The sequence below is a fragment of the Micromonospora ureilytica genome (assembly GCF_015751765.1).
Classification (GTDB): Bacteria; Actinomycetota; Actinomycetes; order Mycobacteriales; family Micromonosporaceae; genus Micromonospora; species Micromonospora ureilytica.
Genome location: NZ_JADOTX010000001.1, coordinates 5667509 through 5688453 on the forward strand (window position 1 = coordinate 5667509; position 20945 = coordinate 5688453).

At 69.0% G+C, this 20945-nt stretch carries 18 protein-coding genes and 1 tRNA gene; 8 read left to right on the plus strand and 11 right to left on the minus strand.

Annotation, left to right across the window (positions count from 1 at the left end):
- Positions 1-172: 172 nt before the first annotated feature.
- Positions 173-2374, minus strand: coding sequence for a glycosyltransferase family 39 protein (locus IW248_RS25935; RefSeq protein ID WP_196929033.1), 2202 nt, complete (start codon positions 2372-2374; stop codon positions 173-175).
- Between the two features lie 123 nt (positions 2375-2497).
- Between IW248_RS25935 and IW248_RS25940 the strand changes: the two genes are divergently transcribed.
- Positions 2498-3205, plus strand: a complete 708-nt coding sequence (locus IW248_RS25940) for a glycosyltransferase family 2 protein (RefSeq protein ID WP_124822471.1) — start codon at positions 2498-2500, stop codon at positions 3203-3205.
- Here IW248_RS25940 and IW248_RS25945 read toward each other — a convergent pair.
- On the minus strand, positions 3191-4084 hold the full coding sequence (locus IW248_RS25945) for a transketolase family protein (RefSeq protein WP_196929034.1): 894 nt from the start codon (positions 4082-4084) through the stop codon (positions 3191-3193). The genes IW248_RS25940 and IW248_RS25945 overlap by 15 nt on opposite strands.
- A 5-nt stretch (positions 4085-4089) precedes the next feature.
- The gene (locus IW248_RS25950) at positions 4090-4785 is read right to left on the minus strand and encodes a thiamine pyrophosphate-binding protein (protein ID WP_124822469.1); all 696 of its coding nucleotides are present in this window, start codon (positions 4783-4785) and stop codon (positions 4090-4092) included.
- A gap of 47 nt (positions 4786-4832) precedes the next feature.
- Here IW248_RS25950 and soxR point away from each other — a divergent pair, with 47 nt between their 5' ends.
- The gene (soxR, locus tag IW248_RS25955; protein WP_124822468.1) at positions 4833-5306 is read left to right on the plus strand and encodes a redox-sensitive transcriptional activator SoxR; all 474 of its coding nucleotides are present in this window, start codon (positions 4833-4835) and stop codon (positions 5304-5306) included.
- 21 nt (positions 5307-5327) lie between these two features.
- Here the strand turns inward: soxR and IW248_RS25960 are convergent, their stop codons facing one another.
- Complete coding sequence (locus IW248_RS25960) at positions 5328-6326, minus strand: NAD(P)H-quinone oxidoreductase (protein ID WP_196929035.1); 999 nt, start codon at positions 6324-6326, stop codon at positions 5328-5330.
- Between the two features lie 161 nt (positions 6327-6487).
- On the opposite strand from IW248_RS25960, the gene IW248_RS25965 reads away from it, so the two are divergent.
- A tRNA-Ser gene (locus IW248_RS25965) sits at positions 6488-6574 on the plus strand.
- Between the two features lie 682 nt (positions 6575-7256).
- Here IW248_RS25965 and IW248_RS25970 read toward each other — a convergent pair.
- Complete coding sequence (locus tag IW248_RS25970; RefSeq protein WP_196929036.1) at positions 7257-8378, minus strand: hypothetical protein; 1122 nt, start codon at positions 8376-8378, stop codon at positions 7257-7259.
- Between the two features lie 606 nt (positions 8379-8984).
- Positions 8985-9767, minus strand: coding sequence for a hypothetical protein (locus IW248_RS25975; RefSeq protein ID WP_196929037.1), 783 nt, complete (start codon positions 9765-9767; stop codon positions 8985-8987).
- A 458-nt stretch (positions 9768-10225) separates the two neighbouring features.
- Between IW248_RS25975 and IW248_RS25980 the strand changes: the two genes are divergently transcribed.
- Both IW248_RS25980 and IW248_RS25985 read left to right on the plus strand, forming a co-directional pair.
- The gene (locus IW248_RS25980) at positions 10226-11437 is read left to right on the plus strand and encodes a helix-turn-helix domain-containing protein (protein WP_196929038.1); all 1212 of its coding nucleotides are present in this window, start codon (positions 10226-10228) and stop codon (positions 11435-11437) included.
- 393 nt (positions 11438-11830) lie between these two features.
- Positions 11831-12070: a hypothetical protein gene (locus IW248_RS25985; RefSeq protein ID WP_196929039.1), complete on the plus strand. Its 240-nt coding sequence runs from the start codon at positions 11831-11833 to the stop codon at positions 12068-12070.
- A gap of 9 nt (positions 12071-12079) precedes the next feature.
- On the opposite strand, the gene IW248_RS25990 is transcribed toward IW248_RS25985, so the two are convergent.
- Entirely contained in the window at positions 12080-13282 is a 1203-nt protein-coding gene (locus IW248_RS25990; RefSeq protein ID WP_196929040.1) for a low temperature requirement protein A, read from the minus strand.
- A 51-nt stretch (positions 13283-13333) separates the two neighbouring features.
- Entirely contained in the window at positions 13334-13489 is a 156-nt protein-coding gene (locus IW248_RS25995) for a hypothetical protein (protein ID WP_196929041.1), read from the minus strand.
- 143 nt (positions 13490-13632) lie between these two features.
- Between IW248_RS25995 and IW248_RS26000 the strand changes: the two genes are divergently transcribed.
- Positions 13633-14175, plus strand: a complete 543-nt coding sequence (locus tag IW248_RS26000) for a YbhB/YbcL family Raf kinase inhibitor-like protein (RefSeq protein ID WP_196929042.1) — start codon at positions 13633-13635, stop codon at positions 14173-14175.
- Positions 14176-14235: 60 nt separating this feature from the next.
- Here IW248_RS26000 and IW248_RS26005 read toward each other — a convergent pair whose 3' ends face one another.
- Complete coding sequence (locus tag IW248_RS26005; RefSeq protein ID WP_196929043.1) at positions 14236-14946, minus strand: class I SAM-dependent methyltransferase; 711 nt, start codon at positions 14944-14946, stop codon at positions 14236-14238.
- A 213-nt stretch (positions 14947-15159) separates the two neighbouring features.
- On the opposite strand from IW248_RS26005, the gene IW248_RS26010 reads away from it, so the two are divergent.
- Complete coding sequence (locus tag IW248_RS26010) at positions 15160-16995, plus strand: DUF6311 domain-containing protein (RefSeq protein WP_196929044.1); 1836 nt, start codon at positions 15160-15162, stop codon at positions 16993-16995.
- Positions 16996-17020: 25 nt separating this feature from the next.
- Here IW248_RS26010 and IW248_RS26015 read toward each other — a convergent pair whose 3' ends face one another.
- Positions 17021-17797: an IucA/IucC family C-terminal-domain containing protein gene (locus tag IW248_RS26015; RefSeq protein ID WP_124822460.1), complete on the minus strand. Its 777-nt coding sequence runs from the start codon at positions 17795-17797 to the stop codon at positions 17021-17023.
- Positions 17798-18140: 343 nt separating this feature from the next.
- Between IW248_RS26015 and IW248_RS26020 the strand changes: the two genes are divergently transcribed.
- Positions 18141-19670 (plus strand): peptide deformylase, encoded by a 1530-nt coding sequence (locus IW248_RS26020; RefSeq protein WP_196929045.1) that lies wholly within the window; start codon positions 18141-18143, stop codon positions 19668-19670.
- Positions 19671-19738: 68 nt separating this feature from the next.
- Here IW248_RS26020 and IW248_RS26025 read toward each other — a convergent pair whose 3' ends face one another.
- On the minus strand, positions 19739-20854 hold the full coding sequence (locus IW248_RS26025) for a globin domain-containing protein (protein ID WP_196929046.1): 1116 nt from the start codon (positions 20852-20854) through the stop codon (positions 19739-19741).
- Positions 20855-20945: the final 91 nt, after the last annotated feature.

A 20945-nucleotide genomic window follows, 5' to 3' on the forward strand; every position in this document is an offset into this window, starting at 1 on the left:
TCAATCGCGGGACGTCGATTGAGTTACCAGACGGTAACGTGCGGATCAACAGATGTGAATGCGCCTCAGGTCCTTACGCGCGGGCTGCAGAACCGCCCGGATCGGACTATCCGGGCCTGCGGTTCGCTGAACCGGCGGCGATGGGCCGCCGGCCCGGCGGCGGCGTTCTGGCTCAGCGGCCCGGCGGCAGGGCGTAGCCGACGTAGCCGCGGAACTCCAGCCGCCAGCCGGCCGGGACGAGTTTGGCGCAGGCCGCCCTGGTGCCGGTGCAGACGATCGCGTCGACCGAGGAGGGGTCGGCCGGCGGTCGTTCCGGCAGCACCGACTGCAACGCCACCAGGTCGGGTGAGCCGCCGTCGGGCTGCCGCAGCAGCAGCCACCACGGGTACTCCCAGTTGTCGTTCTGCTGCACCAGCCCGATCCGTCGCGCACCGCTGTCCTGGACCGCGGTCGCCGCCCAGCGGAACTCGTCGGCCCACTGCGGGCGGCGCAGGAACCGGGTGTCCCAGTCCGAGGTGGTGAAGACCGAGCCGGAGCCGACCAGCCGGCGCGGGAAGCCGTACGACAGCGCGAGCACTCCGGCCAGCGCCGAGGCGGCCAGCACGGTGACGGCCAGCACTGTGGCAACCGAACGACGCCCACCCGCGCGGTTGCGCAGGAGTGCGTCCAGCCAGAGGCCGGCGAGGGGCACGGCGAGCACCACGGCGTAGAGCAGCAGCCGGTTGCCCCACGGCTGCCACTTGATCATCGCGGTGTGCAGCAGCACGGCGGTCAGCACCACCACGGCGTACGCCCGCAGTGATCCGGCCCGCTCGGGGGCGATCCGCCGTGGTCGGGCGAGCGCGATCACCGCCCCGATCACCGCCAACGCCCCGGCCAGCGGAAACGCCACCCGGTCCTCGTCCGGATACCAGGCCGGCTCCGGGAAGAGTTCGCGGCCGAAGGTGATCGCGCGGTCCTGCGGGTCGACTCCGATCGCCTCGGCGCCGCTGATGATCACGTCGGCCCCGGCCCGACGCAGGGGCGCCAGCGGTGTGTCGAACGCGGTGTGCCCGATCCGCAGCGCGTTGACCACTATCGACGCCGGGTCGTGCCGCTCCATCGGGATGGACTCGCGCAGCCGGGGCGGCCCCAGCGGGTGCCCGAACTCGGCGGTCACCCGGGCCAGGAACGGGCCGACCACCACTGCCGCGACCACCAGGATCAGCACCGAACCGCCGACCGTGCGGGCCAGCCCGCCGACCGGCCAGGACCGCCGCCCCCCGCCGGCCGCTGCCGGACCAGTAGGTGCCGATCGATCCGTCCGGGCCAGCCTCAGCTGGGCCAGCCCCCAGAGCACCAGCAGCGGGCCGACCGCGATCAGGCCGCTGGTCTTGGTCACCGCGGTCAGCCCGGTCGCCGCTCCCAGCCCGAGCAGCGTGCCCCAGCCGGTCCGTCGGCGCAGCCCGTCCAGCGCCAGGGTCGCCGCGCAGGCCACCCACGCCGCGCAGATCAGGTCGGTCTGCGTGCTGGTCGCCTGCAGCACCACCATCGGGGTGGTCGCCAGCACGAACGCGGTGAGCAACTGGGCCCGCCGGCCACCGCCGAGCTGCGCGGTGATGCGTGCGGCCACCAGGAGGCAGACCACTCCGGCCGCCCACTGCACCAGGTTGTGCAGGTGGTCGCCGCCGGTGAGCAGACGCAGGTGCAGCAGCAGGTACTCGGCTCCGGGCGGGATGGTCACCTGCCGGTGGATGGCGGTGGGCCAGAAGTCCAGGTCGCCCTGGGCCACCCAGTGCTCCACCTTCGGCAGGTGATAGGTCTGCGAGTCGAAGTTGTTCGGCTCGGCCAGCAGCGCGACCAGCAACTCCACCAGGACCAGCCCGCCGACAGTGCCGGCGAGGAGCCGCTCGCCCGGTCGGGCCGTACGCCAGGTGTCGACCGCCGCGGCGAGCAGGCCGGCCGGCCCTCGGCCGGCCCGGGCCGGCGCGGGGTCGGGCTCACCGTGCTCGACGGTTTGGGGGGAAACGTCGGGGCTGCCGCCGGACACCACAGCGCCGACCGGCACCGGCGCGGCCTCGACCGGCACCGGTACCGCTGCGGCGGCGGGCGCCGGCCCGAGGCGGGCCGCCCGTCGCCACCGCAGACCGGCCGCCGTCGCGGCCGCGGCCAGGAAGAGCAGCCAGGCGACGGTGAACGCCTGTCGGGTCAGCGCGTGCGACGCACCGAGCACCTCGACGACGAGCACCGCGTACGCCCCACTGAGTAGGACGGCGCGCACCACGGCGAGCCGCAGCGGTGTCACCGCGCCAACCTCGCGTGGCCTCGTCGCGACGGTGAGCAGGAGCACCGCGGCGGCAGGAACCGCCGCGAGCAGGGAGCCGGCAGCCGACATGGCGGAAGTAAACACCATTGATCTGAGCCCGCCGCGCCGGCTGCCCCGCAGTGGCGGTACGTGGTTAACAAACCAGCCAGGCTAGGCTATGTCCGACGTGTTGCCGCCACCGTGGAGATCCCCGTGAAGCTCTCGATCCTCATGCCGGTTTATAACGAGGAAGAACGCATCGCGGATGCCCTGAAGCAGGCACTGGCGGTGGACTACCCCTGCGAGATCGAGTTGGTCGTCGTCGACGACGGCAGCCGGGACGGCACCGGCGAGGTCCTCGATCGCGCAGACGACGCCCGCCTGCGGGTCATCACCCACCAGCGCAACGCCGGCAAGGGTGCCGCCATCAAGACGGCTGTCGACAGCGCCGAGGGCGACTACATGGTCATCCTCGACGCCGACCTGGAGTACGACCCGCAGGACATCCCGAAGCTGCTCGACCCGGTGCTCGACGGGCGGGCCACGGTGGTCTACGGCAATCGCACGTTCGGCAGCCACAGCGCCTACAGCTTCTGGTACGTGATGGGCAACAAGGGCGTCACCATGGCGGCCAACGTGCTGTTCAACTCGTACATCGGTGACCTGGAGACCTGCTTCAAGCTGATGCCGGTGGCGCTCTACCGGTCGCTTGACGTGCGTTCGCGCGGCTTCGGCATGGAGGCCGAGGTGACCGGCAAGCTGCTGCGCCAGCGGATCCGCCCGTACGAGGTGCCGATCAGCTACCGGGCGCGCGGCCGGGAAGAGGGCAAGAAGATCACCTGGAAGGACGGCGTCGAGGCGATCTGGATCCTCGGGCGCGAGCGCGCTCGCCGCCGCCCCGCCGTCTCAGCCGCCAAGTGACCCCAGGAACGCGCTGATCGACCGCCGCAGGCCGTCGGCGTCCAGACCATGCCACCGGGCGTGGTCGGCCGGATCGCCGTACCGTCGCAGGTCGGTCTGACCCACCCCGAGGGCGAGCAGCCGGTGCGGTACGTCCGCCAGCGTCCGGCTGACGACCGCGCTCGACGTCCCCGCCAGGTACGGCTCGACCAGCACCACGTCGGTGGCGGCGAGCGCCCGGAGCCCGCGCGTGTCGAACGGCCGCGGTGTGTGGGTGTACGCCACAGTCACGTCCATCCCCTCGGTAGCCGCCACCGTGGGGTCGAGCATCGGTCCGACCGCCACCACGAGCGGCGCGTTCGCCCCGCCCCGCCGCAGCACCCGTAGCCGGGCCGCATCCGGGTACGCGTCGGTGTTGCGCTGCTCGGAGAGCCGCAGGTAGATCGGATCGTCGCTGGTCGCGGCGTCGCGGAGCAGTGTCCTCACCTCGTCCGGGTGGCCGGGCACCCGGACCGTCCATCCGTCGCCGAGAGAGTCGAAGAGCGCCACGTCACCGGGCGACTGGTGGGTGCGGCCCTCCGCCGACCCGTCGTACGACGCGCCGATGCTGACCAGGACGGCGCCCACGCCCTGGTGCTCCAGATCCAACTTGATCTGCTCGTACGCCCGGTCCACCAGGAACGTCGCGTACGAGTGCGCGATCGGACGCAGCCCGGTCAGGGCGAGCCCGCCGGCCACACCGATCATCAGTTGCTCCCGGATGCCCACGTTGAGCACCCGGTCCGGGTGTCGGCGTCCTACCGGGGCGAACTGGCTCGCCGAGATGTCGGCGAGCACCAGTGCGGTACGCGGATCCTCGTCGAGGAGCGCTGTGGTGGTGTCGATGAAGGCGGTACGCATGTCGGTCATCCCTTGCTCTCGGTGCGGGCAACCACCAGGTGTGGGTGTCGTGGCCGGTGTCCGGTCAGCGCCGCGTACAGGGCGTCGTGGTCCCGACCGTTCACGGTGTCGGCGGTCCAGCCGTTGACTGTGAACCGGCTGGCGATACCACCGGCCCACCCGTAGCTGGCCGAGGAGTTGTCGACCACGACCGCGGTGAGGCTGTCCAGGCCGGTCGCTCCCGCGTACGCGATCGCCTCGTGGTTGGATCCCTCGTCCAGTTCGGCGTCGCCGAGCAGCACGTACACCCGGGGTTTGTGCAGTCCCTGGGCGCGCAGGCCGAGCGCGGTGCCGACGGCCAGCCCGAGCCCGTGCCCGAGGGAGCCGGAGCTGATCTCGACGCCGGGCACCAGGCGTCGGTCCGGGTGGTGGCCGAGGCGGCTCTCCGGCCCGGCCAGGTCGTCGAGCCAGGCGTCCGGGATGAAGCCGTGCGCGGCGAGCACCGCGTAGTAGGCGGCCGGCCCGTGGCCCTTGGAGAGCAGGAAGCGGTCCCGTTCCGGGTCGTCGACGCTGTCGGGGGTGACCCGCAGCACCCGGTCGTAGAGCACCTGGAGCACGTCGATGGTGGAGTGCGCGCTCGGCGCGTGTTTCTCGTCGCCGGTCAGTCGCCGGATCAGCCCGGGCAGTCGGGCGCTGCTGTCGGTGGTCAGTGTGGTGGTCATGCCACTACTGTGTGAGTTGAAGTGCACTTCAACTCAAGGACCTGGGGATGCCGGATCTATTGACGATCGGTGAGTTGTCCGCCCGCTCCGGGGTGGCACCGTCGGCGCTGCGCTACTACGAGCGACTCGGGCTGATCCGGGCCGACCGTACCGGCGGCAACCAACGGCGGTACGCCCGCGCCGAGTTGCGGCGGGTCGCGTTCATCCGGATCTCCCAGCAGGTCGGCGTCTCGCTCGACGAGATCCGGGAGGCACTCGACTCGCTCCCCGAGGCCCGCACCCCCAGCCCACAGGACTGGGCTCGGCTCTCGGCGAGCTGGCGAAGCCGGCTGGACGAGCGCATCCGGCTGCTCACCAAGCTCCGCGACGACCTGGACGGCTGCATCGGCTGCGGCTGCCTGTCCCTGCAGCGCTGCATGCTCAACAACCCGGGGGACACCCTGGCCGGCGAGGGCCCGGGCGCCCGGCTGGTGCTGCCCCGACCGACCGACGACCCGACGCTGGCAAGCTCGCTCAACTGACGGCTGACCCGGTTGGCGTGCTCAGCTGACGGCGGAGCCCCCGCCCGCCGGGCGGGTGAGCAGCACCTTGCCGAAGTGATCGTGCGACTCGACGCGCCGGTGCGCCTCCGCCGCCTCGGTCATCGGCAGCCGCTGGTCCACGATCGGCCGGATCCGGCCCGCCTCGACCAACGGCCACACCTCGTCCCGTACGCCCTGGACGATCTCCGCCTTCTCGGCGAGCGGTCGGGACCGTAGCGACGTCGCGGTGAGGCTCGCCCGCTTTGCCAGCAGCGCGCCGAGATCCAACTCGGCCTTGCGCCCACCCTGCATCCCGATCACCACGAGCCGACCACCGTTGGCCAGCGCGGACACGTTCCGCCCGAGGTAGGACCCACCCATGATGTCGAGGACGACGTCCACGCCGCGCCCGTCGGTGACTCGCCGAACCTCCTCGACGAAGTCCTGCTCCCGGTAGTCGATCATGTGCGCCGCGCCCAGCTCACGCAGCCGGGCGTGCTTGGCTTCCCGCGCGGTGGTCAGCACCGTCACACCGACAGCCGCCCCGAACTGCACGGCGAACGTGCCGATCCCGCTGCCACCGCCGTGCACCAGCAACGTCTCGCCCGCGCCCAGCCGGGCCACCTGGACCAGGTTCGACCAGACCGTACAGGCCACCTCGGGCAGCGCCGCCGCGTCGACCGGGTCACACGCCGGCACCGGCAACAACTGCCCGGCGGGCACCGCCACCCGCTCCGCGTACCCGCCGCCGGCCAGCAGCGCGCAGACCTGCTGCCCGACCGCCCAACCGGCGACCTCCGCGCCAACCACTGTGATCACCCCAGAACATTCCAACCCGGGGTACGCGGGCGCGCCCGGCGGCGGCGGATAGTGCCCCTGCCGTTGCAGCAGGTCAGCGCGGTTGACCCCGGCGGCCCGCACATCCACGATCACCTCGTCCGGGCCCGGCTCCGGATCGGGCACCTCAGCCCAGACCAGCGCGTCGGGACCACCGGGCTCCGGAATCGTGATCGCTCGCATGAGCCCAGTCTTCCCGATCTCACCGGGTGCCGCAGGCGCACCCTCCAGCCCACAGTGGACCCAACAGACCTGCTGGCCGGCGCACCGGGGAGGGACGCCGGGCCGCCCGAAGCGAGCCGTGGCAGACTATGCGTGGCCGTACGCCCACGGGTGGCGGCCCAGGAGGGTTCGCCTAGTGGCCGATGGCGCTGGTCTTGAAAACCGGTAAGGCAGCGATGTCTTCGTGGGTTCGAATCCCACACCCTCCGCCCCTCTGGACAGCAAAAACACCCCCTGACCAGCGCGAACGCTGGCCGGGGGGCTTCCGTGAATGGCGAGTCAGTCTCACTAAGTCCCGTTCGGGGACCGCCGCGTCTCACTGGTCGTGTCGACTACGTGTCGGCGTCACCCGGCGCTCTCTCGGCCTGGTCGTCGGTGCCCAACGCTCTCTCGATTCACTTGCGCGCGACCTCGTCCTGTCCCGTCAATTCACGAGGCGTAGACCTTGAGCAGGACGTGCATGCTGTGTCAGCCCATTGGGCGAACTGGGTAGCCGGCACTCGGGCGTTGAGGCAGAGCGACACGGTGGCATGCCGCAGGTCGTATGGCCGGTGTGCCAGCGGGGAGCGCTGCTGAGCCGGTGTCAACGCTGCCTTTGCGTGCCTGCCGCCGGGCACGCAAATAGGTGCTCTCCGACACCGGGGCCGGTCGCGCAGCAGCGGCGTTGGACATCCGCCTATTGGTGTCTCGGCAGTGCTGCCCGACACGATGCCGCAGGATTCGGACCAACTCCGGGCAGGCCGCCGGAGTGCGAGAGATCGGCTACGCGAATCGACCCGCCAAGGTGGAGACGTTTCAGGCTGTCGGGGCAGAGGTGGTGATTGCGGATATGAGTGAGATAGCCAGCGCCCTAATTGAGCACATTGATTGCCAACTCTGCTGCGATGGAAGTTATCTGTGATGGACGCGCTGCAAGACCTTCGTACGTGGCTTGCTGTTTCCGCGCCTGTTCAAGCTCGGCTTACTCCTGCGAGGCCGAGGCATCTGCTGGAGAGCGATCATCCCGAAGTAAAGGCCCATAGCTGCAGAAGGAATTCCCGCGTAAAGAGTTAATTTCTCCAAGGTCTTTGGGCTGTTGGCGTCGATGGTCCCAACCACAACTCCCAGGAGTGTGGACAGGGCAAGCAAACTCCCAAACTTTTCGATGGTCTTCGCTTTGGGATTAAGTTTTCCGGTCAGAAGCAAAAAGCATCCGAAGAGGTACCGCACCAGAAGGAGAGCGTCCCCAGCTTGTGCGTTGCCTGCTCCGGCAGCTTCCTCCGCTTCGATCACCCATCCGGCCGGATCCTCGACGAGGCTAGGGGCTTCTTTGGCAAGGACCTCGGCTACCCCGCGCGAGGCGGATGCTTTGGCGGCGGTAATGATGCCACGCCAGGCTTCGAAACTGGCCGTGCCTGCGCTGCCGATCTGTGCGAGCAATGTGCCCGTGTTGGCATCGCCGAGTTGTTTGGTCATGGCGGCGTTGATGGCGCTGGTCAGTTTTGGGTTGTACGTCCAGCGGGTGAGGTCGGCTAGTTGGTGGAGGGGCATTGCGCCGAGTTGTTTGGTCATGGCGGCGTTGATGGCGCTGGTCAGTTTTGGGTTGTACGTCCAGCGGGTGAGGTCGGCTAGTTGGTGGAGGGGCATTGCGCCGAGTTGTTTGGTCATGGCGGCGTTGATGGCGCTGGTCAGTTTTGGGTTGTACGTCCAGCGGGTGAGGTCGGCTAGTTGGTGGAGGGGCATTGCGCCGAGTTGTTTGGTCATGGCGGCGTTGATGGCGCTGGTCAGTTTTGGGTTGTACGTCCAGCGGGTGAGGTCGGCTAGTTGGTGGAGGGGCATTGCGCCGAGTTGTTTGGTCATGGCGGCGTTGATGGCGCTGGTCAGTTTTGGGTTGTACGTCCAGCGGGTGAGGTCGGCTAGTTGGTGGAGGGGCATTGCGCCGAGCTGTTTGATCATGGCGGCGTTGGCGGCACCGTCCAGCTTCGACCCTGGTGCGCGCCAGGGAAACGCCTCACTTAGTGACACCACACCCATCAACCCCCAAAGACCGACTCGCACAAGGGTACGACAGCATGCCGCAACGCTCCGCGTGCCGTGTCGTGAGAGAGGCGACGGATCGCGTAGCAGCAGGTTGACGGCTTGGGGTAAGTGGTTCTGAAAACCGATAGGGCAGCGATGTCTTCGTGGGTTCGAATCCCACACCCTCCGCCCATCTGGACAGTAAAAAAACGCCCCTGACCAGCGCGAACGCTGGTCAGGGGACGCGTCCTTCAATGATGATTAGTTCTCGCTTGGTTCCGCTCAGGGTCGCCGCCTCTCACTCGTCGCGGCAAATGGGCGGCAAAGTTGGGGCAGGCGAGGCTGGCCGGGCGACCGCTATGGCTGCTGCTCTGGGGAAGTTGCCGCTTCGCGCTCGCGGACTCGGCTGTTTCCTCGTCGGGCCGCAATTCGAGCCACGGCTTTGCGAAGTACTCGATCAACAAGGTGGTGAAAGCAGCACCCCGGCGGACACCCAAACGCTGGCCCATAGCACGCCTTGACTGTTGATCTCGATGTCCTCCCTTCCCAAGGGACCGCTAAATCAGTGACGCTGGCTCGTCGCCAGACCACTTAGACCTTCTCGGCCATTAGTCCGGTTTCCTACTGTCTCGCTGTACGGGCTAGCGCCCGGGCAAGAAGACCGTTGTCGCGAGCGTCATTCCAGGTCACAGCTTCGATGGGACGATCGTCGGGCGATCGAGAGGCGTTGTACTGCTCCACCTCGCCTGACAAGGGCGCGTTCGTTACGACCAGCACCCCGCCGACCCTTGCTCTTTGTGTCGCATAGTCAGCTCTCTCAAGGTCCTTCAAGCCGAGAGGGCCGTGCTCTCTGTACTTGACGACCACCGCTGCCGATCCGCTCGCTGTCTGAGCCAACATGTCAAACCATTGATCTACTCTCAGGCGCGCGACTCTTGCACCTAGACCGGTCAGTGCTGTGGCGAGGTAATCCTCGTACATCAGAGCCTGGTATTCGGGCAGCTCTTCGATTTCGGGCTCGGCTATCCGAGCACCTTCAATGATCCCATATGCGGCATCGACGTTTCCTTCCTTTTCCGCTCGCTCGACCGCTCTCTTGAGGCGTTGTCTGCGACGTTCCAGCTCTAAGCTGTTTGAGCCAGCCCCGATACGGATGAGCGGCGTACCCTGAACCGCGACAAAGAGGAAGGCTGCCCCCACGAGGGCGAGCGCCGCAGAGCCAGCCTGGTTGTCGGTTATGAAGACTGCCGCTCCACCCGCACCTCCAGCCGCAAGGCCAGCCACGCCGGCTGCGATTCGCTCCCAAGCGATCATCGGATCAGGTGGGTTGTCACCGGGAGGCTCGGCATGTGGAGGCATCTCGGCCTCTTGCTCGTTCGCGTTCGTAGCGTCTTCTTGAGTCACGGCAGGGACACTACAAGCTATTCGCAAGGGGGAGGAGTTCCCCGCAGCGCGCCGAAAGCCTGCAACTCATCCCGCTGCATTAGGCCACGTGTCGTATCTGTGTTGCAATGACGGGGCGGGTGGCTTTTGTGCTGGTTAGGGGTTTCGAGTTGTGCGTTTTACAAGGCCGGTAGGGCGGGAGGTCTTCGTGGGTTAAATCCTGCCTCACCCCGATCAGGACACACCACTTGATCTATTCGATTTCCCGGAAGTCCGGGTGTCCCCATGCTCAGGGGTATCCGGGATAACTGGACCCAAGTCGATCATTTGAGTGGAGATGCCGCCGCTATCAGCCGCCGGTTCGACCGGAGAGGCCCATCTGTGGCCGAGGCGCTCGGCGGACGGCACGGGCATCGACCGCAGCCTCATTGGGGCGTACGGTCGGGGTACACGATGTACCCGAGCCGGCGAGGTGCCTTATGGCGGATCAGCAACCCACTCCTGGCCAGCGCGTCGAGCGGCTTCGTCGAGCCGCCGGCCTCTCCCGCGAACAACTCGCCGGCCTTGCCGGCCTGTCGCCGACCACGATCAAGTTTGTGGAGAACGGGCGTCGGAGCTTGACGTTGCGAGCCGCCCAGCAGATCGCCCCGCACCTCGGCGTGCGTGACCTCGGTGATCTGTTCGGGCCGCAGGTGACCCTGTCTCTGGACGGGCGTCCCAGTCACCCCGCCATCGGAGATGTCCGTCGTGCCCTCACCGCCTGGCATATCTCCGTGTCTGGCGAACCGGAGTCACCCGACTACCTGCGCGGCGCTGTCGACTCCGCGTGGCAGACCTGGCACACCTCCCGCCACCAACGCACGGAGGTGAGCGTCATCCTTCCCGGGCTGCTCGCAGCCACTCAGCGAGCTACCCGGCTACACACCGGCGAGGACCGCCGTGCCAGCCTCGCCCTGCTCGCCCAGGCGCATCACCTCGCGCAGGCTTACCTCGCTTGGCACGGTGACCGCGAGCTGTGCTGGCTGACCGTCGACCGCGGCATGGCTGCGGCCCTCGATGCCGACGACCCCCTCGCCATTGCCCAATCCACCTGGTATGCGGCGCACCTGCTGCGGGCGGTCGGTCGCGGTGACGAGGCGTTGGAGCGGTTGCAGGAGGCTCGCGGTCTGATCGAGCCCCAAGTCGCCGATGGTGGCAGTGAGTGGGCCGAGATGCTGGCCGACCTGCACCTGTGTACCGCGTTGACGCGGGCACGTACCGGCGACCAGGGCGCCTGGTCCGACTGGGATGCCGCTCGCCGGGTGGTCGAGCAGGCCCTGCCGGCAGGATTCGTCGGCCTTCGTACTCGGGTGTCGCGGCCGTTGGTCGACGTGTACGCGGTGATGTGCGCGGTCGACCTGGGCGACCCCGACGAGGCACAGCGGCGGGCGCATTCGCTCGACCCGGCGTCGATCCCGTCGACCGAACGGCGGGGCCGGCACTACGTCGAGCTTGCTCGCTCTGCCGATCTGGAGGGGGCGAGGGAGGCGACGCTCCACCTGTTGGGCCTGGCGGAGTCCACTTCTCCGGAGACGGTCCGATACTCACCTGCGGCTCAGGAATTGGCGGGCCGGTTGGCCCGGGAGGCACCGGCGGCCATCCGCGCCGAGGCGATCCAGTTGGAGAGTCGGATCGCGGTGCCGGAGCTGTAGGGGTACCTCCTGTCGCTGGGTACGCTGCGTACCCTTTGCGCCCATCGTTGCTGTTTAGCGTGTTCTCACGATTGCAGTGGGTGCGCAGCCTTGCCCGGGTTTGAGGCGATGCCGCCACCCCTGAGACGGGAGGGCACCCGCGATGATGTGGCCGTTCAACCTGCTCCGTCGGCGTGCCAGGCGTCTGGCGGTTCCTGCGCCGTTGCGCGCCATCGGTCCGGCGATTCAACAGGCAGAGCAGGAGGCCGCCCGAGCCCGCTTGCTGGCTCAAGCCCGCCGGCGATCCACCGAATATCGCAACGGCGGTGTTGGCCGGTGATGGGTGAGGTCCCCACCACCGCCAGGGCGGCCGTGCGAGCCCGAGCGGCACAGGGTCAGCGGGCAGCCGCTGTCTTGCCGAGCCGCCTCGCCGACCAACACATCCCGCGACGGCCGGAGTGGACCTGCCGTACCTGCGAGCAGGACACCCCGTGGCCCTGCGCTCCGGCGCGAGTACGCCTGTCCGAGGCGTACGGCCGGGACCGGATCGGGCTGTCGATGTACCTGGGCAGTCTGCACGCGGTGGTGGTCGCGGAGCTGCCTGCCGTCGCCGCTGGCGAGTTGTTCGAGCGGTTCGTTGGGTGGGCGCGTTGATCAGCCCGGTCACTCCGGTGAACTCTGTGGCTGGTCGTTCCTAGCGGATTGCCTGGTCCGCGCCTCGTAGCTGAGCAGCACGGCGAGGAACGCGGTGAGCAGGCCGAGAGCGGCCAGGCCGGGCAGGTAACGGCCGACGGGGAGCAGCAACAGCGCCACGACGGGAGCGACGAACTGCCCCGGTCGTACGCAGCGGACGCTGAGACTCAGGAACGCCGCCCGGCCCGCGAGGAAGAGGGCGGTCCCGCCGAACAACGCGACGGCGGGCATCCAGTCCGAGATGCCGTGGGGCTCCTCATGTGCCAGGCCGGCCAACACCTGCTCGACTCCCAGCGCCACGTAGATGGTCCCGGCGAGTACCGGGAAGTGGGCAACGCTGTAGGCGTTGGCGCCGACGTGTGCCCGCCGCAGCCCGGACTCCGTCGTCAGCGCGTGCCTGGAGGTTGCCGCGCTCGCGGAGTAGAGCCAGTACAGGCACACGGTGACGGCCAGGGTGAGGAGTGCGGCCAGCAGGATTGGTCCACGGATCCGCTGGATCCCGACGCCGGCGGCGACCGAGATCAGGGATTCTCCGAGCGCAATGATCACCACGAGGCTGTGCCGCTCGGCGAAGTGGCCGGGGCTGCGTACGGGCCACCCGCTCAGCATCGAGGAGACCACCCCGCCGCCCATGTCGATGGTGAGGGCCAGCGCCCAGAGCAGGATCTGTGCGGTGCCGCCGAACACGGCGCCGAGGATGAGTGGAATCCAGGACAACGTGGTGGAGAGGGCGTAGAGGCGAATGGTCCTGCGCACCTGCCGGTTGCCGGCCGCCACCCAGCGGAAGAGGACCAGGTCGACAACTCGAAGCGCGATGTACGCCAGCACCAGGATCAGCCGGGACCCCGTCGTACCCGGTCCGGTCCTCCAGGCGTCGGGGATGACGAGAGCGACGAGGAAGACGGCCGCCATCGCTACGGTGACGCCGGCACGGATCAACCCGACATCGATCCGTACGTGGTTGCCCAACCAGGAGTAGACCAGCCAGGAGATCCAGAGCAGCAGGAGTACGAGGAATCCCTGCATCAAGGTCACCGGCGCGGGCCGCTGGCTCATGAACGTGGTGACCCGGATCAGGCCGAAGACGAAGACCAGGTCAAAGAAGATCTCGAACAGGATGGGTCGGTGTGTCTCCGGGGTCGCCATCGGTCGTGCCCCGAAAGTCCGCCCCATCAGGTCATCTTGACGGTCAGCGGCGAAGCGGTCCGGTGCCCCGCGTTCCGGTCACTCCGGCGGGTCGGTTGCCCGGCGCTCCCGGCGGATCGTCTCCTCGGCCAGTCGCTCGACAGCGCGTCGGCGGTCGTCGGCGACGGCTTGCTCGTCCCGGCGGCGGAACGCGGTGATGACGGCTACCACGAAGTCCCGCCAGATGCCGGCCACGATGTCCCCCTGAGGAACGTTGCCCGACCTCAAACGTAGCTCTGCGAAACCACAGTCTGTCAGCGCGTGCTTCGGGTCGTCGGGAGGGCCGTGGCGGGGTAAGAAGAGGCTGGTATCTCCGCACATCGGAAGGACGCGTCCCCATGACCCTGGAACGACCGATCGCCCCGGACCCGTACGAGCTGCTGCCGACGCTGCCCTCGTTCACGCTGGCGAGTGACGACGTGCAGAACGGCGAGCCGATGGACGCCCGGCACGCGCATGGCAGCACCGGGGGCGACAACGTCTCGCCGCAGCTGACCTGGTCGGACTTCCCCGCCGAGACGAAGAGCTTCACGGTGACCTGCTACGACCCGGACGCGCCGACCGGCAGCGGTTTCTGGCACTGGGTGCTGGTGAACGTGCCGGTCAACGTCACCCAGTTGCCCACCGGGGCTGGCGGCGCGGCGGGCACCGACCTCGGCGGGGCGTTCTCGGTCCGCAACGACTACGGCGACCAGGGTTACGGCGGGGCGGCCCCGCCGCCCGGTGACCGCCCGCACCGGTACGTCTTCGCGGTGCACGCCCTGGACGTCGACCGCCTGGACCTGACCCCGGACGCCACTCCCGCCTACGTCGGCTTCAACCTCACGTTCCACACCCTGGCCCGGGCGGTGATCCGCCCCACGTACCAGATCAAGGAGTGATCCGTACCCCGCGATCTTGCTCGTGACCGTGAGGCACGGTGCAAGATCGCGGGATTGGGGTCAGGCTGGGACGCGGGCCACGGCGAAGACGGACTGGCCGAACGGCGGGAGTACGAGCTGCTCGGCGGCCTTGGTGGCGGGCAGGACGAGTGTGTCGTACACCTTGACCATGGGGCCTTCCTTCGGCATCAGCCGGAAGACCTTGGTGGCCATGAAGTAGCCGATCAGCCCGAGCGCGTTGGCGTAGTGCATCTTCTCGATGGTCAGGCCGGCGTCGGTCATCGCCGCCCCGAGGGTCTTCTTCGTGTAGCGGCGGACGTGACCGGTGGCGACGTCGGCCGGGCTCATCGCGAACTGGAACGCGGGCACGATGATGATCACGGCGCCGCCGGGTCGGACCAGGTCGCGCATGCTCTGCAGCGCGCCCACGTGGTCCTCGATGTGCTCCAGGACGTTGTACGAGACCGCGGCGCTGTAGTCGCCCCGGTCGCTGTGCGGCAGCAGCATCTGCCGGACGTCGATGTTCGGGCGGCCGGCGAGGCGCTCCTTGAGCTGCACCAGCCGGTCCGGGTCGGCCTCGGTGGCGGTGAACCGGGGCAGCAGCTCTGACCATTCAAGCGCGTAGTCACCAAGGCCGCTGCCGATCTCGATCGGGTCGTCGCCGAGGTACGGCACGGCCAGTTCGATGAACCAGCGACGGTGGTTGACAGCTGTCGCAAGGCCTTCCAGCACCTCGGACTGAACGCGCTGATCCCCAGTGATTTCTGCCATGCGTCGATTCCTCACGATATGAACTCGACCCGTGCCTGGACCGACAGAGTGAATCATCCGCTGGGACGGCGAAAGAATCGAGGCATCGGGGTGGCCGAATTGTGGTCGGGGGGGTGGGTTCGTGATCGGCGGTCGGCGAACCCGGCACATAGTACGGCAGTACCCCGAAACATGTCACGGCGGTCCCATACGCTGACTACCCTATGAATTGTCATGACTACTCCTGAACCGGACGTGCCCAGCGACAGTGGCGGCCCGGCCGCCGCGTCGTCGGCGGAGGGGGCCTCCGGTGTCGCTCGGCCTGCCCGCGGGGGGAGGTGGGCCGATCTGACCGCCGTGCTGAGCTTCGTGGTGCTCGGCCTGTGGGTCACCGGCCGACTCTGGTTGGACCCGGGCAGCGATGTGCGGGACAACCAGTCCGATCAGTCGCAGTTTGAATGGATGATGGCCCACGGAGCGCGAGTCGTCACGCACTTTGCGTATCCATTCCATTCCAATCAGATGAACGTCCCCGACGGCGTGAATCTGATGGCCAATACGTCCGTATTATCCATTTCATTGCCAATGACGCCTGTCACCCTGTTGTTCGGACCGCGGGCATCATTTCTGATCTTTCTCACCGTCGGCATGATCGCCACCGCCGCGGCCTGGTATTTCGTGCTCTCCCGGGTGCTGATCGGCAGCCGGGGGCCGGCGTGGCTGGGCGCCGGCTTCTGCGCGTTCGCGCCGGCCATGGTGTCGCACGCCAATGGGCACCCGAACATCGTGTCGCAGTTCGTCGTCCCGTTGATCATCTGGCGCACGCTGCGACTCGGCGAACCGGGCCGCTGGCTGCGCAACGGGGTCCTCCTCGCGCTCGTCATCGTCTGGCAGGCATTCCTCAACCTGGAGATCCTGCTGATGACCGCGATCGGGCTCGGCGTGATCATCGCGGTGCTCGCCGTGGGCCGCGCGGATCTGCGTTCGCGGGCCCGAACCTTCCTCGCCGGCCTGGCCGTCGCCGCCGGGGTCGCCGGGCTCCTGCTGGCGTACCCCCTCTACGTCCAGTTCTTCGGACCGGACGCGTACTCCGGGCTGTCCCGCCTGATCCGGGGCTACTCCAGCGACCTGGCCTCGTTCGTCGCGTACTCCCGGGAATCACTCGCCGGTAGCGCGCGCACCGCCGCGGGCCTGGCCAAGAACCCGACCGAGGAGAACAGCTTCTTCGGCTGGGCGCTGCTGGTGCTGGTGATCGCCCTGGTCTGGTGGCTGCGCCGCTCGATAGTGGTGCTCGCCCTGGCCGCGCTCGGGTTGCTCTTCGCGGTGCTCTCGCTGGGTCGAGAGGTCCGCTTCAACAACCGGGGTACGGGTGTGCCAGGCCCCTGGGCGGCGCTGGAGAACCTGCCCATCCTGCACTCGGTGGTGCCGACGCGCTGGGCGTTGGCGATCACCCCGATCATCGGGTTGCTGCTCGCCTACGGTGCCGAGCGGGCCCGCGAATTGGCCGGCGCGCACCCGGCCGCCCGGGGGCAGATCCGCTTCGTCACCGCCACCGTGCTCACGATGGCCCTGTTGCCGATCGTCCCCACCCCGCTGCCCGTGGCTCACCTCGACCCGGTTCCCAGCTTCGTGACCAGTGGGGCGTGGCGTCCGTACGTGGCCGGTGGGCGCAGTGTGGTGACCCTGCCGTTGCCGGACACCACGTACGCGGAGCCGCTGCGCTGGTCGGCGGCGACCCGGTTGGACATGCCGCTGGCCCGGGGCTACTTCCTCGGCCCGGACACCCGGCCGAACGCCGACCCGCCGAAGGTCGCGCTGTTCGGTGCGACTCCTCGCCCCACCAGCAGTTTCTTCGCCACCATCCGACGTACCGGGGCGGTGCCGCCGATCACCCCACAGAGTCGGGTCCGGGCGGTCGACGACCTGCGCTACTGGCGGGCGGGGGTGGTCATCCTCGGGCCACACGAGCACGAGGCCGCGCTGCGGCGGGGGATGACCGAGCTGACCGGGATCCAACCGGTCTTCACCGGCGGCGTGTGGGTGTGGGACGTCCGGTCGTTGACCGACTGAGCCGAGCCGTGCGGCCCAGCGCGGTCTAGCGGACGCAGCAGCCCTGGCAGACCTTCGGCCGGGGCAGGGTGAAGGCGAGGCAGCAGGTGCGCCGCTGCACGGTCGGCTCCCCGGCCGGCCCGGGCACCAGCTCGATCAGGTCGGTCAGGTCGAGTGCGCCGAGCAGGGTGTCGATGCTCTGCACCGTGGAGCCGGGCAGACCGTCCGCGGCCCGCAGGATGCCGTGCGCGATGCCGGAGGCGACCGACCCGAGCAGCGTCCGGGTGCCCACCCGGACCTCGGACTGGATAGCCGTGATGAGCGGCGCCAGGTGGGCGTCGAGCAGGGACGCGCGCAGTGCGGCCAGCAGCTCCGCCTCGTCGGCGACGACCCGCACCTCCGGAAGGCCGGCGAGCGCCAGCGGGTCGTTCGGCAGCACCGCCACGGTGGTGCCCCGGCGCAGGCCCATGGTGAGCAGCTGCCGGTGGTCCTCGAAGTGGATCAGCAGGTCGGTCGGATCGAGCAGCGGCACCCGGCGAGCGGAGGCCCAGCCGAGCACGACCGGCAACGCGGCCCAGTAGCTGTACGACTTCCAGGCCAGCGCGGCGCAGGCGTGCGGGGTGCCGCCCCAGCGGACGGCGGCGCCGTTCAGCAGCTCCGGCAGGCGGCTGCCGTCGATCAGGGTGGTGGCGGGCGCCCAGCCGAGCTCGTCGTCGACCAGCAGGCCCCGGGCGAGGCCGGGGAGGTCGTCGGTGCCGAACATGGCCCGGAGCGCTGCGGTGACGGGGGCCAGCGGCGTGGTGGCGGCCTCGCGCCGTGGCATCACCGCTGTCACCTGAGTCGTCCCCTGTCCGTGTGACCGACTGTCTGTGTGACCGAGGAGTGCGCCCCGGCGGACGAACCAGTGCCGTCCTGAGCTAAGGCTAGCCTAACCAGCCCCTGGGCGTAAGGGAAGGCTCACCTTGGTCAAATCCCTGACGCCCAGGTCACCATCCGCACCCGACGGGAGTAGCGCTCCGCGTACTACCCGGAGTCAGTGCTGGAAAACGCTGCCGCACGATCGACGGTCATCGGTGAATTGTCAAGCGGTGTGTCGAAAACATGCCACATGCGTGTGTGTTCGCGTACGGAACGTGAAACTTGTATCCCCGGCCCCGAGGAAGCTGATGACGACCTCACCCCTCGAACGGGCTGCCGACTCCTTCGCGGCCGAACTCGCCCGACAACGGACCGGGCGCGGGCTGTCCAAGAAGCAACTGGCCGTCCTGATGGGGTTCGACCCGTCCTACGTGAGCCACGTCGAGGGGCGCCGGCACCGCCCGACCGAGGACTTCGCCCGCCGCGCGGAGGCCGTCCTGGAGGCCAGCGGCGCGATCTGGCAGCGCTTCCGGGAGTACGACGACCTACGGCACGCCCGGGCAGGTCAGCCGCACCGCGAGCCGTACCTGCCGGGGCAGTGGCTGCCACCGGGCACCGGCCTGGTCGTGGAACGGGAAGTGGCCACCCTCACCCACGCCGACGACGGCTACCGGTGCGTCATCCACCGGGAGCTGTACAACGCCGGCACCGAGCCGGTCACCCGCTACCTGGTCCGGGTCGCCGTCGACCGCTACCCGAACGACCCCGGCCGCTCCAACCGGCACCACCGGGAGCATCCCCTCACATTCGCCGAGCTGCAGATACAGGCCCGTCGAGACGACGGCGGCGGCGACCCGGAGCCGATGCACTGGCGAGCCAAACACGATCGGGACGCGTTCAAGGAAATCTGGCTGCTCTTCGAGAACGGGGAGCGGCGCTTCCCCCTCTACCCGGGTGACCGGGCCACCATCGAGTACGCGTACAGCGTCGGGCACGACAAGTGGGGCCCCTGGTTCCAACGAGCCGTCCGGCTGCCCACCCGGCAGCTCGCCGTACGCCTGGACCTGCCGGCGGCACTCGACCCGCAGGTCTGGGGCGTGGAGACCTCGCTCAGCGCGGAGGAGGGCCCGCTGCGGACGGCGCCGCAGCGTCACGACGAGGGCGACCGGGCGGTCTACGACTGGCAGACCGACGACCCGCCGTTGAACGCCCGCTACCGGATGCAGTGGCGGTTCCGCGCCCGCCCGGACACCGAACCGGACACCGGCCCCGGCGGCGCCCGGGTCCGACCCAGCGACCGGATGCGCGGCCTCGGCATCGTGCAACGCGGGGCCGACCTGCTCCGCCAGCGCGCCCGCCCGTTCGACCTGCCCGCGGAGGAACACGTCGCCCGGGACGTGGTCGACCGGCTCACCATGGCCCTGGCCCGGCTCGACGAGCTGCACCCGTTCAGCAAGGGGGTGGGTGTCGCCGCCCCGCAGTTCGGCATCGACCGGGCGGCGGCCGTGGTGCGACCCCCCGACCGGTCGGCCGAGCCGGTAGTGCTGCTCAACCCCCGGGTGGTCGACGCCGACCTGGAGACCGACGAGCAGTACGAGGGCTGCCTCTCCTTCTTCGACCACCGAGGTCTGGTGCCCCGGCCCCTGCGTCTGGACGTGGAGCACGCCCAGTGGGACGGCAGCCGGGTCATCACCTCGTTCGAGTTCGGCATGGCCCGACTGGTCGCACACGAGGTCGACCACCTGGAGGGCCGGCTCTACGTCGACCGGATGGCACCCGGCGTGCCGTTGGTGCCGGTGGAGGAATACCGCGAGTCCGGGCACCCCTGGCGCTACTGACCAAGAAGGGACCGGGGCGCGTGCCCCAGGGGGCGGGGGCACGCGCCCCGGTGTGGGGGGAGGAACGTCTAGAGGTCACCGAAGGTGTCGTAGCGGATGTGCGGCGGTGGCACGTCGTCCGCGGCGAGCACCCGCAGGGTGGACCGGACCATCCGGGCGGCGCCGGAGACGTAGCAGTCGTGGGTGGTCCACGGCCCGTACCGGGCCACCACCTCCGGGACGTCGCCCTGCTCGCCGTCGAAGTCCGGGTCCTCACTGCACGCCGGTGTGACCGACAACCACGGGTGTACGGCCACCAACTCCTGCAACCCGGCCAGGCCGTACAGGTCGCCCGCCTGTCGGGCGCCGTAGAAGACGTGCACCCACCGGGTCCGGTTGAAGGTGGCCAACTCCTCCACCAACGCCTTGATCGGCGCCAGCCCGACGCCGCCGGCCACGCAGAGGATGTCCCGTTCCGAGGCGCGGTCCAGCGTCATCGACCCCATCGGAGCCGCCAGGCGCAGCAGGTCACCCGGCCGCACCCGACGCACCAACGCCCCGGACACCCAGCCGGCCCCCGGAGAGCGCACGTGGAACTCCAGCACGTTGTCGTCGTTCGGGGCGTTCGCCACTGAATAGTTGCGCCAGACCCGGGGGTGGTAGCGCGGCACCTCCAGGCTCACGTACTGCCCCGCCTGCCAACGCAGCGGATGCTGCAACGCCCGGCAGGTCAGCACGGCGGTGTCCGGGCCGTACCGTTCGTGGGTCAACACCTCGGCGTGCCAGAACGGCGGGTCGTCGTCCGAGGCGGCACCGGCCACCATCAGGCCGGCGATCGCCGCGTACGCCTCCCGCCACGCCTGGTCGTACTCCAGGTTCCAGCCGTCGCCGGCGGTGCTGCGCAGGGCGTCCAGCAGCGCGACGCCCATCGTGGCGTAGTGCCGCTCGTCGACGTGGTACTTACGGTGGTCGCGGCCCAGCGCCCGGAGGAACTCGTCGAAGCTCTCCGGGTCGTCGACCGTGTGGATCGCCGTGATGATCGCTTCGAGTAGGCGGTCGCCCTGGCCGGTCATCTGCACCGGGAAAAGTTGCCGCAGGGCGGGGTCGAGCAGGAACAGCCGAGCGTAGAAGTGACCGCTCAGCCGGACCCGGTCGTCCTCGACCAGGGTCCAACTCTCCTTCAGCAACCGGGCGAGGTTGTCCACGGACGCTCCTTCTCCAGACGGCAACGGATCGGGCGCCCATAGAATCTCCACGGAGAGTGTCGACTGGTCGCACAGAATGTGCGATCGACTC